This is a genomic window from Burkholderia sp. SRS-W-2-2016 (assembly GCF_001931485.1).
Taxonomy (GTDB): domain Bacteria; phylum Pseudomonadota; class Gammaproteobacteria; order Burkholderiales; family Burkholderiaceae; genus Paraburkholderia.
In genome coordinates, this window is record NZ_MSDV01000019.1 from 21,022 (window position 1) to 37,278 (window position 16,257).

The 16,257-nt window shown below is 64.6% G+C and carries 12 protein-coding genes; 7 read left to right on the forward strand and 5 right to left on the reverse strand.

The window, feature by feature from the left end:
* Positions 1–563 precede the first annotated feature (563 nt).
* The 5 genes from BTH42_RS06555 to BTH42_RS06575 all read left to right on the forward strand — a co-directional run bounded on the left by BTH42_RS06555 (position 564) and on the right by BTH42_RS06575 (position 8,790).
* Positions 564–1,895, forward strand: a complete 1,332-nt coding sequence (locus BTH42_RS06555; protein WP_075297083.1) for a TolC family protein — start codon at positions 564–566, stop codon at positions 1,893–1,895.
* A 16-nt stretch (positions 1,896–1,911) separates the two neighbouring features.
* Positions 1,912–3,387: an efflux RND transporter periplasmic adaptor subunit gene (locus tag BTH42_RS06560; protein ID WP_075297085.1), complete on the forward strand. Its 1,476-nt coding sequence runs from the start codon at positions 1,912–1,914 to the stop codon at positions 3,385–3,387.
* 76 nt (positions 3,388–3,463) lie between these two features.
* Positions 3,464–6,685 (forward strand): efflux RND transporter permease subunit, encoded by a 3,222-nt coding sequence (locus BTH42_RS06565; protein WP_075297087.1) that lies wholly within the window; start codon positions 3,464–3,466, stop codon positions 6,683–6,685.
* Between the two features lie 6 nt (positions 6,686–6,691).
* A complete protein-coding gene (gene irlR, locus BTH42_RS06570; RefSeq protein WP_075297089.1) occupies positions 6,692–7,372 on the forward strand; it encodes a heavy metal response regulator transcription factor IrlR in 681 nt (226 codons plus the stop codon).
* A complete protein-coding gene (locus BTH42_RS06575; RefSeq protein ID WP_075297091.1) occupies positions 7,372–8,790 on the forward strand; it encodes a heavy metal sensor histidine kinase in 1,419 nt (472 codons plus the stop codon). Before irlR ends, BTH42_RS06575 begins: the two co-directional genes overlap by 1 nt.
* Before the next feature lie 39 nt (positions 8,791–8,829).
* Here BTH42_RS06575 and BTH42_RS06580 read toward each other — a convergent pair whose 3' ends face one another.
* Together BTH42_RS06580 and BTH42_RS06585 are read right to left on the reverse strand one after the other, a co-directional pair.
* On the reverse strand, positions 8,830–9,105 hold the full coding sequence (locus BTH42_RS06580; RefSeq protein ID WP_075297844.1) for a DUF4148 domain-containing protein: 276 nt from the start codon (positions 9,103–9,105) through the stop codon (positions 8,830–8,832).
* Positions 9,106–9,297: 192 nt separating this feature from the next.
* Positions 9,298–10,071, reverse strand: coding sequence for an SDR family NAD(P)-dependent oxidoreductase (locus tag BTH42_RS06585; protein WP_075297093.1), 774 nt, complete (start codon positions 10,069–10,071; stop codon positions 9,298–9,300).
* Positions 10,072–10,290: 219 nt separating this feature from the next.
* On the opposite strand from BTH42_RS06585, the gene gcvA reads away from it, so the two are divergent.
* Entirely contained in the window at positions 10,291–11,202 is a 912-nt protein-coding gene (gene gcvA, locus BTH42_RS06590) for a transcriptional regulator GcvA (RefSeq protein ID WP_075297095.1), read from the forward strand.
* Between the two features lie 42 nt (positions 11,203–11,244).
* Here the strand turns inward: gcvA and BTH42_RS06595 are convergent, their stop codons facing one another.
* The gene (locus BTH42_RS06595; protein WP_075297097.1) at positions 11,245–11,955 is read right to left on the reverse strand and encodes a FadR/GntR family transcriptional regulator; all 711 of its coding nucleotides are present in this window, start codon (positions 11,953–11,955) and stop codon (positions 11,245–11,247) included.
* Positions 11,956–12,505: 550 nt separating this feature from the next.
* On the opposite strand from BTH42_RS06595, the gene gudD reads away from it, so the two are divergent.
* Positions 12,506–13,855 (forward strand): glucarate dehydratase, encoded by a 1,350-nt coding sequence (gudD, locus tag BTH42_RS06600; RefSeq protein WP_075297846.1) that lies wholly within the window; start codon positions 12,506–12,508, stop codon positions 13,853–13,855.
* A gap of 135 nt (positions 13,856–13,990) precedes the next feature.
* Here gudD and BTH42_RS06605 read toward each other — a convergent pair whose 3' ends face one another.
* The gene (locus BTH42_RS06605) at positions 13,991–14,518 is read right to left on the reverse strand and encodes a DUF2867 domain-containing protein (protein WP_075297099.1); all 528 of its coding nucleotides are present in this window, start codon (positions 14,516–14,518) and stop codon (positions 13,991–13,993) included.
* Between the two features lie 67 nt (positions 14,519–14,585).
* Entirely contained in the window at positions 14,586–16,094 is a 1,509-nt protein-coding gene (locus BTH42_RS06610; protein ID WP_075297101.1) for an MFS transporter, read from the reverse strand.
* Between the last annotated feature and the right edge of the window lie 163 nt (positions 16,095–16,257).

The window sequence follows — 16,257 nt, forward strand, 5'->3', positions numbered from 1 at the left end:
TGAAGCGCTGCCCGACTTGAGCGGGCTTTCGGAAGCGCATCCGCCAAGCGTCAACGCGATCGCAGTCGCGAAACTGGGCAGCAGGAGTCTCAGGCGGTTCATCGGCGGTCGGTCTGTAAAGCCCGATTCCCTGATCGGCGGCGCGGCAAGACTCGCGTCGTCAGAGGATCGAACGGGTGGGAAAGGATGGCCCAGTGTGGGCGCCGCATCCATTCCTGCCATGACGCGAAAGTGAGATTCTTGTCATCTCCTTCTCATCGATAGTCCCGGGCCGGCTGCGTACGGCCTGTGCCGTGTCGCGGGGCCTTCCGTAACGCGGTTTGTGTTGCCGGGCACCCGCGTGCGGTTCAATGCACGACCGCAAAATTCGCCTCCGGGCAATTCAACTCCGCGCCCGACAAACTCCCCCTCTCTCAAGCCTGCTCAGGCTCCCGGCTAATTAGCGCGTCGGACCCGGGTGCGGTTCGCAAATCGCAGATGACGGAATTCTCATATTGCCGTCATGTTTGCACTGCGGTGCGCCCGTAGCATCGCCGCACATCAATGAAGCCTTATGTCTCGACATGCTCCCACGCTGGTTGACCCTGCTGCTCCTCGCGACGACCGCCTCCTCGGCGGCCGCGCAACTGGCGGTTCCGTCCGCGGATAGTGCCGCCCCGCTCGCGACGACATCGCTGACTGCCACGCACGGCGATTCGCCCGACGCAAGTACTCCAAGTGCACTTTCACTCGAAGACGTGCTCGGCCTCGCCGCGCAGGCCAATCCCTCGCTGCGCGGCGCCCGCGCCGATGCCGACGCATCGGCGGGCGTGCTGCTGCAAGCTGGCGCTCGTCCCAATCCCGGTCTGTCGTTTCTGCAGGAAGGCTTCGGTGGGATGGAGCGCACGAGCACCGCGCTCGTGAACCAGACGATCGAACTCGGCGGCAAGCGCGGCGCGCGGCTCGACGTCGCCGCCTACGGCCGCGAAGCGGCGCTCGCCGCGCTCGACGGCCGCGGCGCCGCGCTTCGCGCCCAGGTCATTGCGGCGTTCTACGGCTTGCTGGCGGCACAGCGCCAACTCGAAGTCGCCGAAGACTCCGCGCGGATCGCCGCGCGCTCTGCCGACATGGCGGAAAAGCGCGCCCGCGCGGGCAAGGTGTCGCCGGTCGAGGCGACCAAAGCGCGAGTTGCTTCGGCAGGCGCGCAGATAGAACGCGACAACGCCAGCACGCGGGTGCTGACCGCGCTGGAGAGACTTCAGAACGTAGCGGGCAGTGACGCGCTGCGGGGCCACCCGGTCGTCGGCGATCTGGAAAACGTGCCATCCGCGGAACCGCTCAGTGCTCTCGTGTCGCGTCTGGACGATTCGCCGAACGCGCGCGCGGCGAAGGCGCAGATGCTGCGTGCGAACGCGGCGATTTCCGTCGAGCGCGCGAAGCGCATTCCCGACATCACCGTCAGCGCCGGAATGAAGCGCGTCGTCACCGGTGGTGTGCCCGACAACCAGGCGGTCGTCGGCATTTCGATCCCGTTGCCGCTGTTCGATTCGAACAAAGGCGCCATCCTCGAAGCGGCCCACAAGGCGGAAAGCGCGTCGGCCGCGATGGATGCCGAGAGGGCGTCGCTGCGGATGGAACTGACCCAGACGTACGCGACGTTCGAAACCTCGGCTCTGGAGGCGAAGCGTCTGCGGACCGATGTTTTGCCCGCCGCGCGCGACGCATTGAATGCGATGTCGCGCGGCTACGAACTCGGCAAATTCAGCTTTCTCGATGTGCTCGACGCACAACGCACGCTGTTCGAGCAGCAGTCCCGCTACGTGCAGTCGCTGGCCAGCGTCCATGTTGCCTATGCGGAGCTCTACCGTCTCGTCGGTATGCCGATGCCCGCCGGTACGTCCCCTGCAATCCAGTAAATCCGAAGGAAACAACATGTCGCGTAAAAAGATCGTGGCCGTCGCCGCGGCCCTCGCTATTGGGGTGGGTGCCGCATTGACGGTGTATGCGTTGACGCGCAATCAGCCCGGCGCCGGGTCGGCATCGACGCCCGCGAGCAACGGCGAAACCACGGCGGAGGGTCTCGGATCGCATGGCGGGACACTCGCGCAAGCGGGCGAATATACGTTCGAGGTCGTACTCGAAGAGAAGCCCGGCGATGCCCGCCTCGTGGTCTATCCCGAGGCGAACGGCGGGCCGGTTCGTGCGGACGCGCAGCTTTCCGGCAGCTTGACGCGTGTCGACGGCGCGACCGAAAGCGTGCGCTTCGTGCGCTCGGCAAACGGCTACCGGTCGGTCGAGCCGATCGCGAAGCCGCACGTGTTCGATGCATCGTTCACGCTGACGTCGCAGGGTAAAGCGACGACGTTCGACTGGTCCCGCAGCGACGGCCTGATCGCCCTCACGCCCGCGCAGATTCAGAGCGCCGGCATCGAGCTCGCCCAGGCCGGCCCGGCGCAAATCGAATCGACGCTTCAGGTGCCGGGCGAAATCCGCTTCAACGAGGATCGCACCGCCCACGTGGTGCCGCGCGTGGCGGGAATCGTCGAACGGGTTGCGGTTTCGATCGGCGAGACCGTCGAGAAAGGACAGCTGCTTGCGGTGATCGCGAGCACAGACCTCGCGGACCGCCGCAGCGAACTGCTGACCGCGGAGCGCCGGCTCGCCGCCGCGAGGACTGCTTACGAACGGGAAAGAACACTGTGGCAGGAGCGTATCTCCGCCGAACAGGACTATCTGCAAGCGCAGGTTCAGTTGCGTGAAGCGGAGATCGCGGTGCAGACCGGGCGTCAGAAGCTGCTGGCGCTGAATGCCTCTGTCAACGGCGGCCCGCTCAACCGTTACGAACTGCGTGCGCCATTCGCCGGAACGATCGTCGAGAAGCATGCGACGGCCGGCGAAGCGATCGCGGGGGATGCGAACGTATTCACGCTCTCCGACCTATCCACCGTGTGGGCCGAGATGGCGGTGCCCGCGCAGCATCTGAACGACGTGCGCGTCGGTCGCGACGCGACGGTGAAGGCGGCCGCGTTCGAATCGAGCGCGGAGGGCCGCATCGCCTACGTGGGCGCGTTGCTCGGCGAGCAGACCCGCTCGGCGCCCGCGCGTGTCGTGCTGACCAATCCGCAGGGCGTGTGGCGACCCGGCATGTTCGTCAACGTGACCGTCAACGCCGGCCAGCAAGCCGTTCCGGTGGCTGTCGCGGACGAGGCGATTCAGGAGATCGACGGCTCGCCAACGGTGTTCGTACGGACACCGAAAGGCTTCGTCGCCCAGGCCGTCAAGACCGGACGCAAGGACGACCGCGTCGTCGAGGTGACGGCCGGACTGAAGCCGGGGCAGCAATACGTCGCCGCCAACAGCTTCCTGCTGAAAGCGGAACTCGGCAAAGGCAGCGTCGAAGAAGACTGACGACGACCCCGCTTTCAACGCGGCCCGCGACGCTTCCGCAGGCCGCCTGCTTCGACCCAGTTCATAGGAACGTTCCATGTTTGAACGACTGATCCGCTTCGCGATCGCGCATCGCTGGCTCGTGATGCTCGCGGTTGCGGCGACCGCCGCGCTCGGCGTATTCAGCTATCAGAAACTCCCGATCGACGCGGTGCCCGACATCACGAACGTGCAGGTGCAGATCAATACGTCCGCGCCGGGTTATTCGCCGCTCGAAGCCGAGCAGCGCATCACGTTCCCGATCGAAACGGCGATGGCCGGCCTGCCGAATCTCGACCAGACGCGCTCGATTTCGCGCTACGGCCTGTCTCAGGTCACGGTGATCTTCAAGGACGGCACGGACATCTACTTCGCCCGTCAGCTCGTGAACGAGCGGATTCAGGAGGCGAAGGAAAAGTTGCCCGCTGGCGTCGCGCCGTCGATGGGACCGACCTCGACCGGTCTCGGCGAGATCTATCTGTGGACCGTCGAGGCCGACGCCGCCGCGCGCAAGCCGGACGGAACGCGCTACACGTCAGCGGATCTGCGTGAATTGCAGGACTGGGTGGTCAAGCCGCAACTGCGCAATGTCGCCGGCGTCACCGAAGTCAACTCGATCGGCGGCTACGTGAAGGAATTCCGGATCGCGCCGAATCCGACCAAGCTGATGTCGTATGGGCTGACGCTTGCCGATGTCGTGCGGGCGGTCGAGCGCAACAACGACAACGTCGGCGCCGGCTATATCGAGAAGCGCGGCGAGCAGTATCTGGTCCGCGTGCCGGGCCAGGCGGGGTCGGTCGGCGACCTCGCGAGTATCGTGCTGACCAACGTGGGCGGCGTGCCGGTGCGCGTGCGGGACGTGGCCCAGGTCGACATCGGCCGGGAACTGCGCACGGGCGCGGCGACGTCGAACGGCCAGGAAGTGGTGCTCGGCACCGTGTTCATGCTGATGGGGGAGAACAGCCGCGCGGTGTCGAAGGCGGTCGCGCACAGGATGGAGCAGGTGAACCGTTCGCTGCCGCCGGGCGTCAGGGCGGTGCCGGTCTATGACCGTACCGTGCTCGTCGAGAAAGCGGTCTCGACGGTCAAAAGGAACCTGCTGGAAGGCGCGGTGCTGGTGATCGCCGTGCTGTTCCTGTTCCTCGGCAACATTCGCGCGGCGCTGATCACCGCGCTGGTGATTCCGCTGTCGATGCTGATGACGTTCACCGGCATGGTCAACGCGAAGGTCAGCGCGAACCTGATGAGTCTCGGCGCGCTCGACTTCGGGATCATCGTCGACGGCGCCGTCGTGATCGTGGAGAACTGCGTGAGGCGGCTCGCGCACGCGCAGGCGGCGGCGGGCCGGTCGCTGACGCGCGACGAACGGTTTGCCGAAGTGTTCCGCGCATCACAGGAAGCACGCCGCGCGCTGATCTTCGGACAGCTGATCATCATGGTGGTGTATCTGCCGATCTTCGCGCTGACCGGTGTCGAAGGGAAGATGTTCCATCCGATGGCGGTGACCGTCGTGATGGCGCTCGCCGCGGCCATGGTGCTGACGGTCACGTTCATTCCGGCCGCGGTCGCGCTGTTCATCGGCGAGCGCGTCGAAGAGAAGGAAAACCGCCTGATGGGCTGGGCGCGGCGCGCTTACGAGCCGGTGCTGACGCGCTTTATCGCGCGGCCAAAGCGTGTGCTCGCCGGTGCGGTGGTGATCGTCGCGTTGACGCTTGGCCTCGTGACGCGCCTGGGCAGCGAGTTCATTCCGAGCCTGAACGAAGGAGACCTCGCGGTCGCCGCGCTGCGTATTCCGGGCACCAGCCTGTCGCAGTCGCTGGAGATGCAGAAGACCATCGAGCGCACGCTGAAGCAGCGCATTCCCGAAATCGAACGCGTGTTTGCCCGCACCGGTACCGCGGAGATCGCCGCCGACCCGATGCCGCCGAATCTGTCCGACGGCTACGTGATGCTGCGGCCGACCGACAGCTGGCCGGACCCGAACAAGCCGCGCGAGCAATTGATCAGGGAGATCGAGGCGGTGCTCGCGGAAATTCCTGGCAATGCGTACGAGTTTTCCCAGCCGATCCAGTTGCGCTTCAACGAACTGATCTCGGGAGTGCGCAGCGACGTCGCCGTGAAGATCTTCGGCGACGACATGGCGGTACTGAACGAGACCGGCGAGAAGATCGCCGCTGCGCTGCAAAAGGTCGCCGGCGCCGCGGAAGTGAAGGTCGAGCAGACCACCGGCCTGCCGGTCCTGACGATCGGTCTGGACCGGGAGAAACTGGCGCGCTACGGCGTGACCGTCACCGAAGTGCAGGATGCGGTCGCCGCCGCGGTGGGCGGCCAGAAAGCCGGCACGCTGTTCCAGGGCGACCGCCGCTTCGATATCGTGGTCCGCCTGCCGGACGAATTGCGCTCGGATGTCGAGGCGATCAAGCGCCTGCCGATCGCATTGCCGGTCGCCGCGCCGGCGGGCGCCAGTGGGCCGATGATGCAGGCGCCGTACGTGCCGCTCGCCGAACTCGCGACGATCGAGGTCGGGCCCGGTCCCAACCAGATCAGCCGCGAAGACGGCAAGCGCCGGGTGGTGGTCAGCGCGAACGTGCGCGACCGCGACGTCGGCTCGTTCGTCGCGGATGCGCGCGAGCAGATCGCGCGCGACGTGCAGGTGCCGGCCGGCTACTGGGTTTCCTGGGGCGGCCAGTTCGAGCAGTTGCAGAGCGCGAGCGAACGCCTGAAGCTCGTCGTGCCGCTGGCGCTGCTGATGGTCTTCGTGCTGCTGTTCGTGATGTTCAACAACCTGAAGGACGGTCTGCTCGTGTTCACCGGCATTCCATTCGCGTTGAGCGGCGGCGTTGTGTCGCTGTGGCTGCGCGGCATCCCGCTGTCGATCACCGCCGCTGTCGGCTTCATCGCGTTGTCCGGGGTGGCCGTGCTCAACGGGCTGGTGATGATCTCGTTCATCCGTAATCTGCGCGAGGAAGGCGCGAGTCTCGATGTCGCGGTCCGCGAGGGTGCGCTGACGCGCCTCAGGCCCGTGCTGATGACCGCGCTGGTAGCATCGCTCGGCTTTCTGCCGATGGCGGTGGCGACGGGAACCGGGGCGGAAGTGCAGCGTCCGCTCGCGACCGTCGTGATCGGTGGCATTCTCTCGTCTACGGCGCTCACGCTGCTGGTGCTGCCGGTGTTGTACCGCGTGTGCCATTCGGTGTCGCTGCGCGGCGCGTTCGGCGCGCGCCTGCGCAACGGTGTGCCCGGCCAGATGCTGCGCCGGCTTGGACTGATTACGAGGTAACGATCGATGCGGATACTGCTTGTGGAAGACGAGCAAAAGACCGGCGCCTATCTGCGCAAGGGGCTGACCGAGGCCGGTTATGTCGTCGACTGGGTGGAGGACGGCATCACCGGCCAGCACCAGGCTGAAACGGAAGACTACGACCTGCTGATTCTCGACGTGATGCTTCCCGGGCAGGACGGCTGGGCGTTGCTGGCCAATTTGCGGCGCAGCAAGTCGACGCCGGTGCTGTTCCTGACCGCGCGCGACGATGTCGGCGATCGCGTGAAGGGCCTGGAACTGGGCGCGGACGACTATCTCGCCAAGCCGTTCGACTTCGTCGAGCTGACTGCGCGCGTCAAATCGATCCTGCGGCGTGGTGCCGCGCGCGACACCAACACACTGAAGGTGTCCGATCTCGAACTCGACCTGACGCGCCGCAAGGCCACCCGGCAGGGCGATACCATCCTGCTCACCGCGAAGGAGTTCGCGTTGCTCTGGCTGCTGATGCGGCGCGAGGGCGAGATCCTGCCGCGCGCGATCATCGCGTCGCAGGTCTGGGACATGAATTTCAACAGCGACACCAATGTCGTCGACTCGGCGATCCGGCGCCTGCGCTCGAAGGTCGACGATGCGTACGAACCCAAGCTGATCCATACCGTGCGCGGGATGGGCTATGTGCTGGAACAGCGCGACAGCGACGACTGATGCTGACGAGACTTTTGCCGCGCACGCTGCGCTCCCGGCTCACCGCGCTGATTTTCCTGTCGACCTCGGTCGTGCTCGCGCTCAGCGGTGTTGCGCTCTACGAAGCTTTGCGAAGCCGGATCGACAGCACGTCGCTGGAACAGATGGACAGCACGATGTCGGCATTGAAGACGCACATGGCGCAGTTCCAGTCGACGGCCGAGGTTGCCGGCAACACCGAACTCTGGCTCGATCAGTTACACGGTCACGAAAGCATGGATCTCGCCATCTTCGATATGGCGGACCAGGCGCTGCTGACGACCGTCGGTTTCCAGCCGTACGCGCCGCTGCTGACGGTGACGGGCGCAGCCCCCGTGCTGATTGCGCCGCGCGCAACGCGCTACCGCTACCTCGTGGCGGTGGTCCCGCTTCAGGGGGGGACTTCGCTGCGCGTGATGATCCAGTACGACCGGACGCGCGACATTGCGTTGCTGCGCGCGCATGCATGGACGATCGTGCTGATCGAAGTGAGCGGCGTGATTCTCGCGGCCGCGCTCGCGTATGGGATTGCGCTCGTCGGCTTGAGTCCACTGCGGCGCCTCGCGAGGCGAGCGGAGAAGATGTCGTCGAGCCGTCTCGCGCAGCCGCTTCCCGAACTCGACACAGCGGGTGAACTCAAGGAACTTGAGCACGCGTTCAACGGCATGCAGCAGAGGCTGCACGAATCGTTCTCGCGTCTGAGCCAGTTTTCTTCGAATCTCGCGCACGACATGCGTACGCCGCTGACGAATCTGCAGGCGGCCGCGCAGGTGGCGTTGTCCGCGCCGCGTTCGTCGGGGGAGTATCGCGAGGTGATCGAGTCGAGCATCGACGAATATCAGCGGCTGTCGCGGATGGTCGAGGACATGCTGTTTCTGGCCAGAGCCGAGAATGCCGATACGCTGGTCGCCGTCAAAACGATCGATGCGTTTGCGGAAGCACAGCAGGTAGCGGGTTTTTATGAGTCGATGGCGGCCGATGTGGACGTGCTGATCGAAGTGCGGGGCAGCGCGCACGTGCAGGCGGATCTGTTGCTGTTCCAGCGCGCCCTCAGCAACCTGCTTTCCAACGCGTTGGCGCATGCGCCGCGAGGCTCGACGGTTTTTATCGAGTGCGGCGAAAGTGAGGATGGCGTAACGATCGCGGTGACCGACAGCGGGGCGGGCATACAGCCGCAACATGCCGCGCGGATCTTCGAGCGCTTCTATCGCGTCGACCCTTCGCGGTCCAACTCCGCGTCCGGCACCGGACTTGGGCTGGCGATCGTGAAGTCCATCATGAGCAGTCACGGCGGCCAATGCGGGGTGGACAGCCAGCCGGGCGTCCGCACCACGTTCTGGCTGCGGTTTCCGCGCGGCGCGCGGGCTGGGCGCGCGCCGGGCGTTCGCGAAGACGTCTGAGTAACGGAGTCTGAGTAACAGAGCCGGATCCCGGCTCTGTTAGCGGCGGCTCGCGAGGTTGTCGTGTTGATCGAGGCCCGGCGCCGCCTCGCCCGCGTGAGTCGTGAGCACGTGCAGTTGCTTCTGACGCTCGAGATTGTCGGGCGTCGGCGGATACTGGGTTTTGGTGGTCGGCGTCACGCCTTCATGCTGGGCCTGGATCAACTCGGCCTTGACCTGCTCGCGGGTTTTGGCCTGCGCGAACGCGGCCGGCGAAAGGATCGTCGATCCCACCGATGCCGCGAGAACGATAACTGCGAACCTGGCTGCTTTCATGTTCATCTCCTTCTCCATTTCCATGAATACGACCGTCGGGTGACGTGTCATGGAAGTCAGTATGTGAGGCGGGCGGTTCGCGGGTATGACGCGAAGATGAGAAAGTTGTCAGGGGAATGTCGGCGGGGGGGCGTGCTTCGTGTGTCGTCTTTCGCCCGCACCGGCCGGCATGATTGCCGGCCGTCCAGCGCCTTAATTGCGCCCGGCCATCACGCCGCCGTCGACGTCCCAGATCGCGCCGGTGACCCAGCTCGCCTTGTCCGACAGCAGGAACGCGATCACTTCGGCGACATCCTGCGCAGTGCCGACACGACCGATCGGATGGAAGCTGTTAAAGCCTTGCAGCGCGCCATGCACTTCGGCCTTCGGAATAAAGCCCTCGTAGATCGGCGTCTGAACCACCGCCGGCGACACTGCGTTGACGCGGATTTGCTTCGGCGCCAGCTCCATCGCCAGGTGCTGGGTCAGCGAGTGCAGACCGGCCTTGGCCATCGAGTATGCCGACGACGGCGTTGCCGCGATGGCCTGCCTGGCCCACATCGAACCGACGTTGACGATTGCGCCCGGCAGACCCTTCGCGACCAGGTTCGCGGCGACCTTCTGCGTAATGAAGAAAAACGCCTTGTTCAGTTTCATGTACTGGTCGTAATCGGCGTCCTGATGCTCGAGGAAGGGTTTTGGAAAGAAGATGCCGGCCGCGTTGACCAGCAGGTCGATGTCGGAGTGCTGTTCGTCGATGACCTTGAGCAGCGCGGCCAGCCCTTCTTCGCTGGACAGGTTGGCCGTTAGCGCCTCGACCTGGCCATGCGCGGCCAGCTCCTTGCGGGCTTGTTCGGTTTTCTCCGCGCGATTGCCGACGATCACAACGCTGCCGCCCTCGTCGAGAACCATGCGGGCCGTCTGCAGACCCATACCGCTGGTGCCGCCGACGACCAGCAGCTTTTTGCCTTTGAACTGATTGCTCATCTGAAATCTCTCTACCTGCCGATCGCAGGCTCTGGGTTAAGGGCGCCATCGAAGCCCGCACCTGCTAGAAGCAAAACTATCTTGCTGGGCGATGGCTGAAGCGACGGTCATGTGCGTGCCAGGAGCACGCTTCTTCGGTACAGAAGGAATTTTTCTCTGATTTCGCGCCGACAACAAACGAGATAAAGTTGCGGTTACTGAAAGAAATTCTTTATCGGTATGAAAACGCCCGTTCATCTGAATGCATTGCGTGCGTTCGAAGCCAGCGCCCGCCATCAGAGCTTTTCCGCGGCGGCGGCCGAACTTCACGTCACTCCCGCGGCGGTCGGCCAGCTCGTGCGCACACTGGAGGAATGGTTGGGTACCCCGCTGTTTCATCGCGGTAACAGCGGGCGAGTTCGCCTCATTCCCACCGAGGCGGCCGAGCGCGCGTTACCGGACTTCCGCGCGGGTTTCGACAGGATTGCGCTGGGCCTCGAAAAGCTCAGGGAGGGCTCGGCCAGCGGGGTGCTCACCGTGGCCGTCAGTCCGGCGTTTGCCGCCAAGTGGTTGCTGCCGCGCATCGAAACCTTCCAGAGCGCGTGGCCGGATACAGATGTGCGGCTCGACACGAACCTGAAGCCGGTGGATTTCGTTGCCCAGGGAGTCGATATCGGCGTGCGCTACGGCGCGGGCGCCTGGCCGGGCCTGACGGCGGACAAGTTGATGGATGAGGAGATCTACCCGGTGTGCTCGCCGAAACTGCTACGCGAGCGTGGGCGTTTGCAGAATCCAGATGACCTGGCTCGCGAGACGCTGATTCACGATTTGTCGATGGACAGCCATACGGGCTTTCCCACCTGGAACACGTGGCTGCAAAAGGCGGGCGCGGTTGATGTCTCTACCAGACGCGGGATGAAGATCAACAATTCGGCGGCAGTCCTGCAGGCGGCGATCGACGGGCAGGGCATCGCGCTCGCTCGCAGTGTGATGGCGCGCGACGATCTGGCAGCGGGGCGCCTGATTCGATTATTTTCGGAAGTAACGTTCGCTTCGCCGCTGGCCTATTACGTGGTGTATCGCGCCGAGTGTGCCAGCCTTCCCAAGCTGGTGGCGTTCCGGGATTGGTTGCTCGAGGAGGCGGCGGCCTAGCGGATAACGAGCGTTCAGCGCGTGCCCCCATCCGCGCCTCCCTCAAACCCCCACCCTCGTCAACTCATGCGCACGCCGCAGCCGTTCGCGGCTGTTACTCAGATGCATGCGCATCGCCGCACGCGCATCGTCCGCATCCTGCCGCTCGATCGCGCGATAGATCAGCAAATGCTCGCCGAGCACGTTACGCAGCACTTCGATCTGGTCGAGCTCGGCGATCTCAGCCGAGCCAAGCCGCGTACGCGGGCTAACCGAACGGCCGAGCTGGCTCAACACATCGAAGAAATAGCGATTGCCGCTCGCGCGCGCGATCTGCAGATGGAACTCGATGTCGTGCGCGAGCGTGTCGGTGCTGCCGCGCTCCAGCTCCGATTCGAACCGATCGAGCGCGGCGCGGATCTGCTTCAGATTCTGTTCGGTGCGCCGCGACGCCGCGAGCGCGGCCGCGGCCGCTTCGACGTCGATCCGGAATTCGATGATCGCCATCACGTCGAGCATGCTCGACAGGTCGGCGGCCGCCAGTTGCATCGGTTTTTCGGAGGCCGGCGCGAGCACGAAGGTGCCGATGCCGTGGCGCGTCTCGACGATGTTGGCGGCCTGCAAGCGCGAGATCGCCTCGCGCACGACCGAGCGGCTCACCGAGAGCTGCTTCATCATCTCGACTTCGGTGGGGATGCGGTCGCCAGGCCTTAGCGCTCCGCGGCGGATTTCGTCGGAAAGGGTGGCCACCACCTTCTCAGTTAGGCTGCTCATTTTTGTGGCTGGTTGACTGATTGCCCGCAAAGTATCGCACAGGACTTTACTCGATTTGACGGTCCGGGCGGCAGGGGGACGGGCTATTTTTGCGGGTTGAATGCCGGTTGAATGTCCACCCGATGTGCGGTGGGGTAGCGAGGCGAGGGTTGTCGTTAGTGGAAGGGCGAACGGTTTTCAGCGTCGGAGACGCGGTGGCCGGGCGACGCGCTGGCGTGACGCTGGCAGGACCGGCCGACAGGACGTAAATTTTAAGTCATCAGACGTCTTGTTGAGCGTAATTTCCTGACGATCGCTCAAGCTGGTGCAGCGTGAAACCCAGATAAAACAATGATTACAACCACGTTTACAGGGTAAACACTCGGGTGGTTTTTAAGAAAATCTCAAGGTAGACTGTCGTCAGACAACGTGTTTTTCGCGGTGTGTGCTTTCCCGTCGGTGCACTGGCGGTCGCATGCGGCCGTCGTTCCGTTTCCGTCCGGTCGAACACGCGCGCGCAGCGCTGCGGCTTCCGCCGGCCGGCTTACTTCACCACACAGGTGTTTTTTCCATGACCACGAAATCTCCCGAATCGAACGCTACGCCGATCGTCACCGAACTGCGCGTCGTGCCCGTCGCCGGCCGCGACAGCATGCTGATGAATCTGAGCGGCGCGCATGGTCCGTTCTTCACACGCAACATCGTGATTCTGCGCGACAGCGCGGGCCATACCGGCATCGGCGAAGTGCCGGGCGGCGAGAACATCCGCAAGACCATCGATGACGCGCGGCCGTTCGTGGTCGGTCAGTCGATCGGCAATCTGCAAGCAATCCTGAACAAGGTGCGCACGCAGTTCGCGGATCGCGACGCCGGCGGCCGCGGTCTGCAAACCTTCGATCTGCGTACGACGATCCACGCGGTGACCGCGCTCGAAGCGGCGCTGCTCGACCTGCTCGGCCAGCATCTCGGCGTGCCGGTCGCGGCACTCCTCGGCGAAGGCCAGCAGCGCGACGAGGTGGAAATGCTCGGCTATCTGTTCTATATCGGCGACCGCAACAAGACCGATCTGCCCTACGCGGACAACGCCGGCGCGCGCGATGACTGGGAGCGCGTGCGCACCGAAGTCGCGATGACGCCGGAAGCGGTCGTGCGACTCGCGGAAGCCGCGCAGGCGCGCTACGGCTTCAACGATTTCAAGCTGAAGGGCGGCGTGCTGCCGGGCGATGCGGAGATCGAAGCGGTGACGGCGCTGGCCGAGCGCTTCCCCGAAGCACGCGTGACGCTCGACCCGAACGGCGCGTGGTCGCTCGCCGAAGCGGTGCGCCTGTGCCGCGACCAGCACGACGTGCTCGCGTACGCGGAAGATCCGTGCGGCGCGGAGAACGGCTACTCGGGCCGCGAAGTGATGGCCGAGTTCCGCCGCGCGACCGGTCTGCCGACGGCGACCAACATGATCGCGACCGACTGGCGTCAGATGGGTCACGCGATCCAGCTGCAATCGGTCGACATTCCGCTCGCCGATCCGCACTTCTGGACCATGCAGGGCTCGGTGCGCGTCGCGCAGATGTGCAACGACTGGGGCCTCACGTGGGGTTCGCACTCGAACAACCACTTCGATATTTCGCTGGCGATGTTCACGCACGTCGCGGCCGCCGCGCCGGGCAAGATCACCGCGATCGACACGCACTGGATCTGGCAGGACGGCCAGTTCCTGACGCAGGAGCCGTTGCAGATCGTCGGCGGCAAGGTGAAGGTGCCGCAGAAGCCGGGTCTTGGCGTCGAACTGGATATGGACGAACTGGAGAAAGCGCACGCGTTGTATCAGCAGCATGGGCTCGGTGCGCGCGATGACGGCGTCGCGATGCAGTACCTGATTCCGAACTGGAAGTTCGACAACAAGAAGCCGTGCCTGGTGCGGTGATCGTGCGGTGACTGTATTGAGCTTGCGCGGCAAGCTCTAACGAACGCTCCGGCGTGTTTCAGCCGGAAGGTTCAAACGCCCCTTGAAAAAGGGGCGTTTGCATTTCTGCTTGCCTCTGCTTGTCTCTGCTCGTCGTTATGCGGTGGGCCAGCCGAGTTGCTGCGCCCGATCGAGCGTGGCTCGCACCACCATCCGATGGAACGGTGCGATCAACGCGATATAGGCCTGCCCCAGCGGACGATTGTAGAAAACCAGCGTCGTTATTATCAGGCGACGGGAACGACCTCGAGATGCCGGCTGCACCAGAACCGACACGCGGAAATCAAGGTGCTTGTCGTTCTCGCCGAGAACGACCTCGTCGTCGTGTCGTTCGAACACGCGAAACAGGCTGATCCGCTCGTCTGCGTTCGCCGGTTTGGCCTGGAGATCGACCGCTCGCTTCAGGCCGAACGGCAACACGAGGATGTCGCGCAATTTCACCAGCATCGCGATCCACTCGGGTTGTTTTGCGAATGCGTGCCGCGCGAGAGACGCGGCGTCGTCGGCGGCGGTGTCCGACAGGTCCACCGAGAATGCGTCCGCGAAATCAGCCCGGCCATACGACGAACTGAGCCGTGAGGCCGGCGGCAAACCTACCTGCTCGATCTTCGGATAACCAGGCATGTTCAGCTCCGTTAATTCAAGCGATCAACGAAACGCGGGCTCCATCGAACGACGTCGACCCGCCCCCTTACCCCTTGCGAAACACCACGTGCGAAATGCGCTGCACCAGTAGCGCGGCCGCAAGAGACGCCACTGCCGTCAACCATACGCCGATATGAATCGACTGCACCAGCGCATCGCGCGCGCTATCGAGCAGCGCAAGCGTATTGAGCCCCGAAGTCTTCATATCCGCGATTAACTGCGTGCGCGACGCGTCGTCGATCAGAATGCGCAGGTCCGCGAAACGCGGCTGCCATTGCGACGCGGCCGGCTCGCCGAGCACGCTGATCGTGCGCGAGACGACATCGCGATAGTGATGCGACACGACAGTCGCGACGATGCTGGTGCCGAGCATCCCGCCGACCATCCGCGTCGATTGCAGCAGCGCGGTCGTGATGCCGAAGCGTTCGCGTCCGGCGATTTCCTGGGCGAAGATATTCAGATTGTTCAGGATGAAACCGAGCCCGATGCCGACCGCGCCCATCGGCACCACGATGCGCAGATGCGGCGTGTCCGGATTCGCGAACGCGAGCGCGATCGACGCGAACATCAGCAGAGCGAAACCGATCGTCAGAATCTTCGTCGGCTTTTTCATGTGAATCACAATGCGCGTGTTCAGCAGACTGCCGAGCGCGATACACGCGGCGATCGGCGTCGCGAGCAGGCCGGCCTGCTGCGGCGACAGGCCGAAGCCGCCTTGCAATAGCAGCGGCGCGAAGAAGATCAGCGAGAACATCACGAAGCCCGACAGCATGCCGAGCGTAAACAGCGTGACGAGTTGGCCGTCCTTGAACAGGTCGAGCGGGATGATCGGGTGCTGCGCGCGTTTTTCGCACATATAGAGTGCGATCGCGCCGACGATCACGCAGACGCCGAGCACCAGGTTGCCGGCCGTCAGACCGTGCTTCGGCACCGCCTCGATGAACACCTGCAAGCCGCCGAGCACCGCCGCGACCAGACCCGCGCCGAGCCAGTCGATCTTCACTTCGCCCTCGATCGGCCGGCGGAAATTCGGCAGATGCGCCCAGATGAAATAGAGCGCCGCCGCGCCGACCGGCAGGTTGACGAGGAATGTCGAGCGCCAGCCGAGGTGCTCGCTCATCCAGCCGCCGAGCGAAGGACCGGCGGCCGTGCCGATCCCGTACGCGGCGGCCAGCACGACCTGCCAGCGCACGCGGGTGCGCGGATCGGGGAACAGGTCCGGGATCGACGCGAACGCGGTGCCGACCATCATCCCGCCGCCGATGCCTTGCAGGCCGCGCGCGATCGCCAGAAACAGCATGCTGTTGGCGAGCCCGCACAGTACCGACGCGGCCGTGAACGTGATCACCGCGGCGATCACGAAGCGCTTGCGGCCGAAGTAGTCGCCGAGCCGGCCGAACACCGGCACCGTCACCACCGACGCGAGCAGATAAGCGCTCGCGATCCACGCGAAATATTCGAAGCCATGCAGTTCGGCAACGATCGACGGCAGCGCGGTGCTGACGACGGTCTGATCGAGCGCGACCAGCATGTTGACGAGACCGATGCCGAGCATCGCGTACAACGCGTGGCGGAACGGCAGGGCGGAAGTGGAGGGCGTGGCGGGTGCGGCTGCTGCGGCGGGCGAGGCGGAGTCGGGGGCGGTCGAATTCACGGGGCGGGCGGAAGTGTCGGGAGTAGGCGCTGCGCGTCGGGTCGCGGTCAGATTGCCGACGATT

Coding starts and splice junctions, on each gene's coding strand:
- BTH42_RS06585 (WP_075297093.1), bottom strand. CDS start 10,071: ATGAGCAATCAGTTCAAAGGCAAAAAGCTGCTGGTCGTCGGCGGCACC.
- BTH42_RS06560 (WP_075297085.1), top strand. CDS start 1,912: ATGTCGCGTAAAAAGATCGTGGCCGTCGCCGCGGCCCTCGCTATTGGG.
- BTH42_RS06605 (WP_075297099.1), bottom strand. CDS start 14,518: ATGCCTGGTTATCCGAAGATCGAGCAGGTAGGTTTGCCGCCGGCCTCA.
- BTH42_RS06575 (WP_075297091.1), top strand. CDS start 7,372: ATGCTGACGAGACTTTTGCCGCGCACGCTGCGCTCCCGGCTCACCGCG.
- BTH42_RS06580 (WP_075297844.1), bottom strand. CDS start 9,105: ATGAAAGCAGCCAGGTTCGCAGTTATCGTTCTCGCGGCATCGGTGGGA.
- irlR (WP_075297089.1), top strand. CDS start 6,692: ATGCGGATACTGCTTGTGGAAGACGAGCAAAAGACCGGCGCCTATCTG.
- BTH42_RS06610 (WP_075297101.1), bottom strand. CDS start 16,094: ATGCTCGGCATCGGTCTCGTCAACATGCTGGTCGCGCTCGATCAGACC.
- gudD (WP_075297846.1), top strand. CDS start 12,506: ATGACCACGAAATCTCCCGAATCGAACGCTACGCCGATCGTCACCGAA.
- BTH42_RS06555 (WP_075297083.1), top strand. CDS start 564: ATGCTCCCACGCTGGTTGACCCTGCTGCTCCTCGCGACGACCGCCTCC.
- BTH42_RS06565 (WP_075297087.1), top strand. CDS start 3,464: ATGTTTGAACGACTGATCCGCTTCGCGATCGCGCATCGCTGGCTCGTG.
- gcvA (WP_075297095.1), top strand. CDS start 10,291: ATGAAAACGCCCGTTCATCTGAATGCATTGCGTGCGTTCGAAGCCAGC.
- BTH42_RS06595 (WP_075297097.1), bottom strand. CDS start 11,955: ATGAGCAGCCTAACTGAGAAGGTGGTGGCCACCCTTTCCGACGAAATC.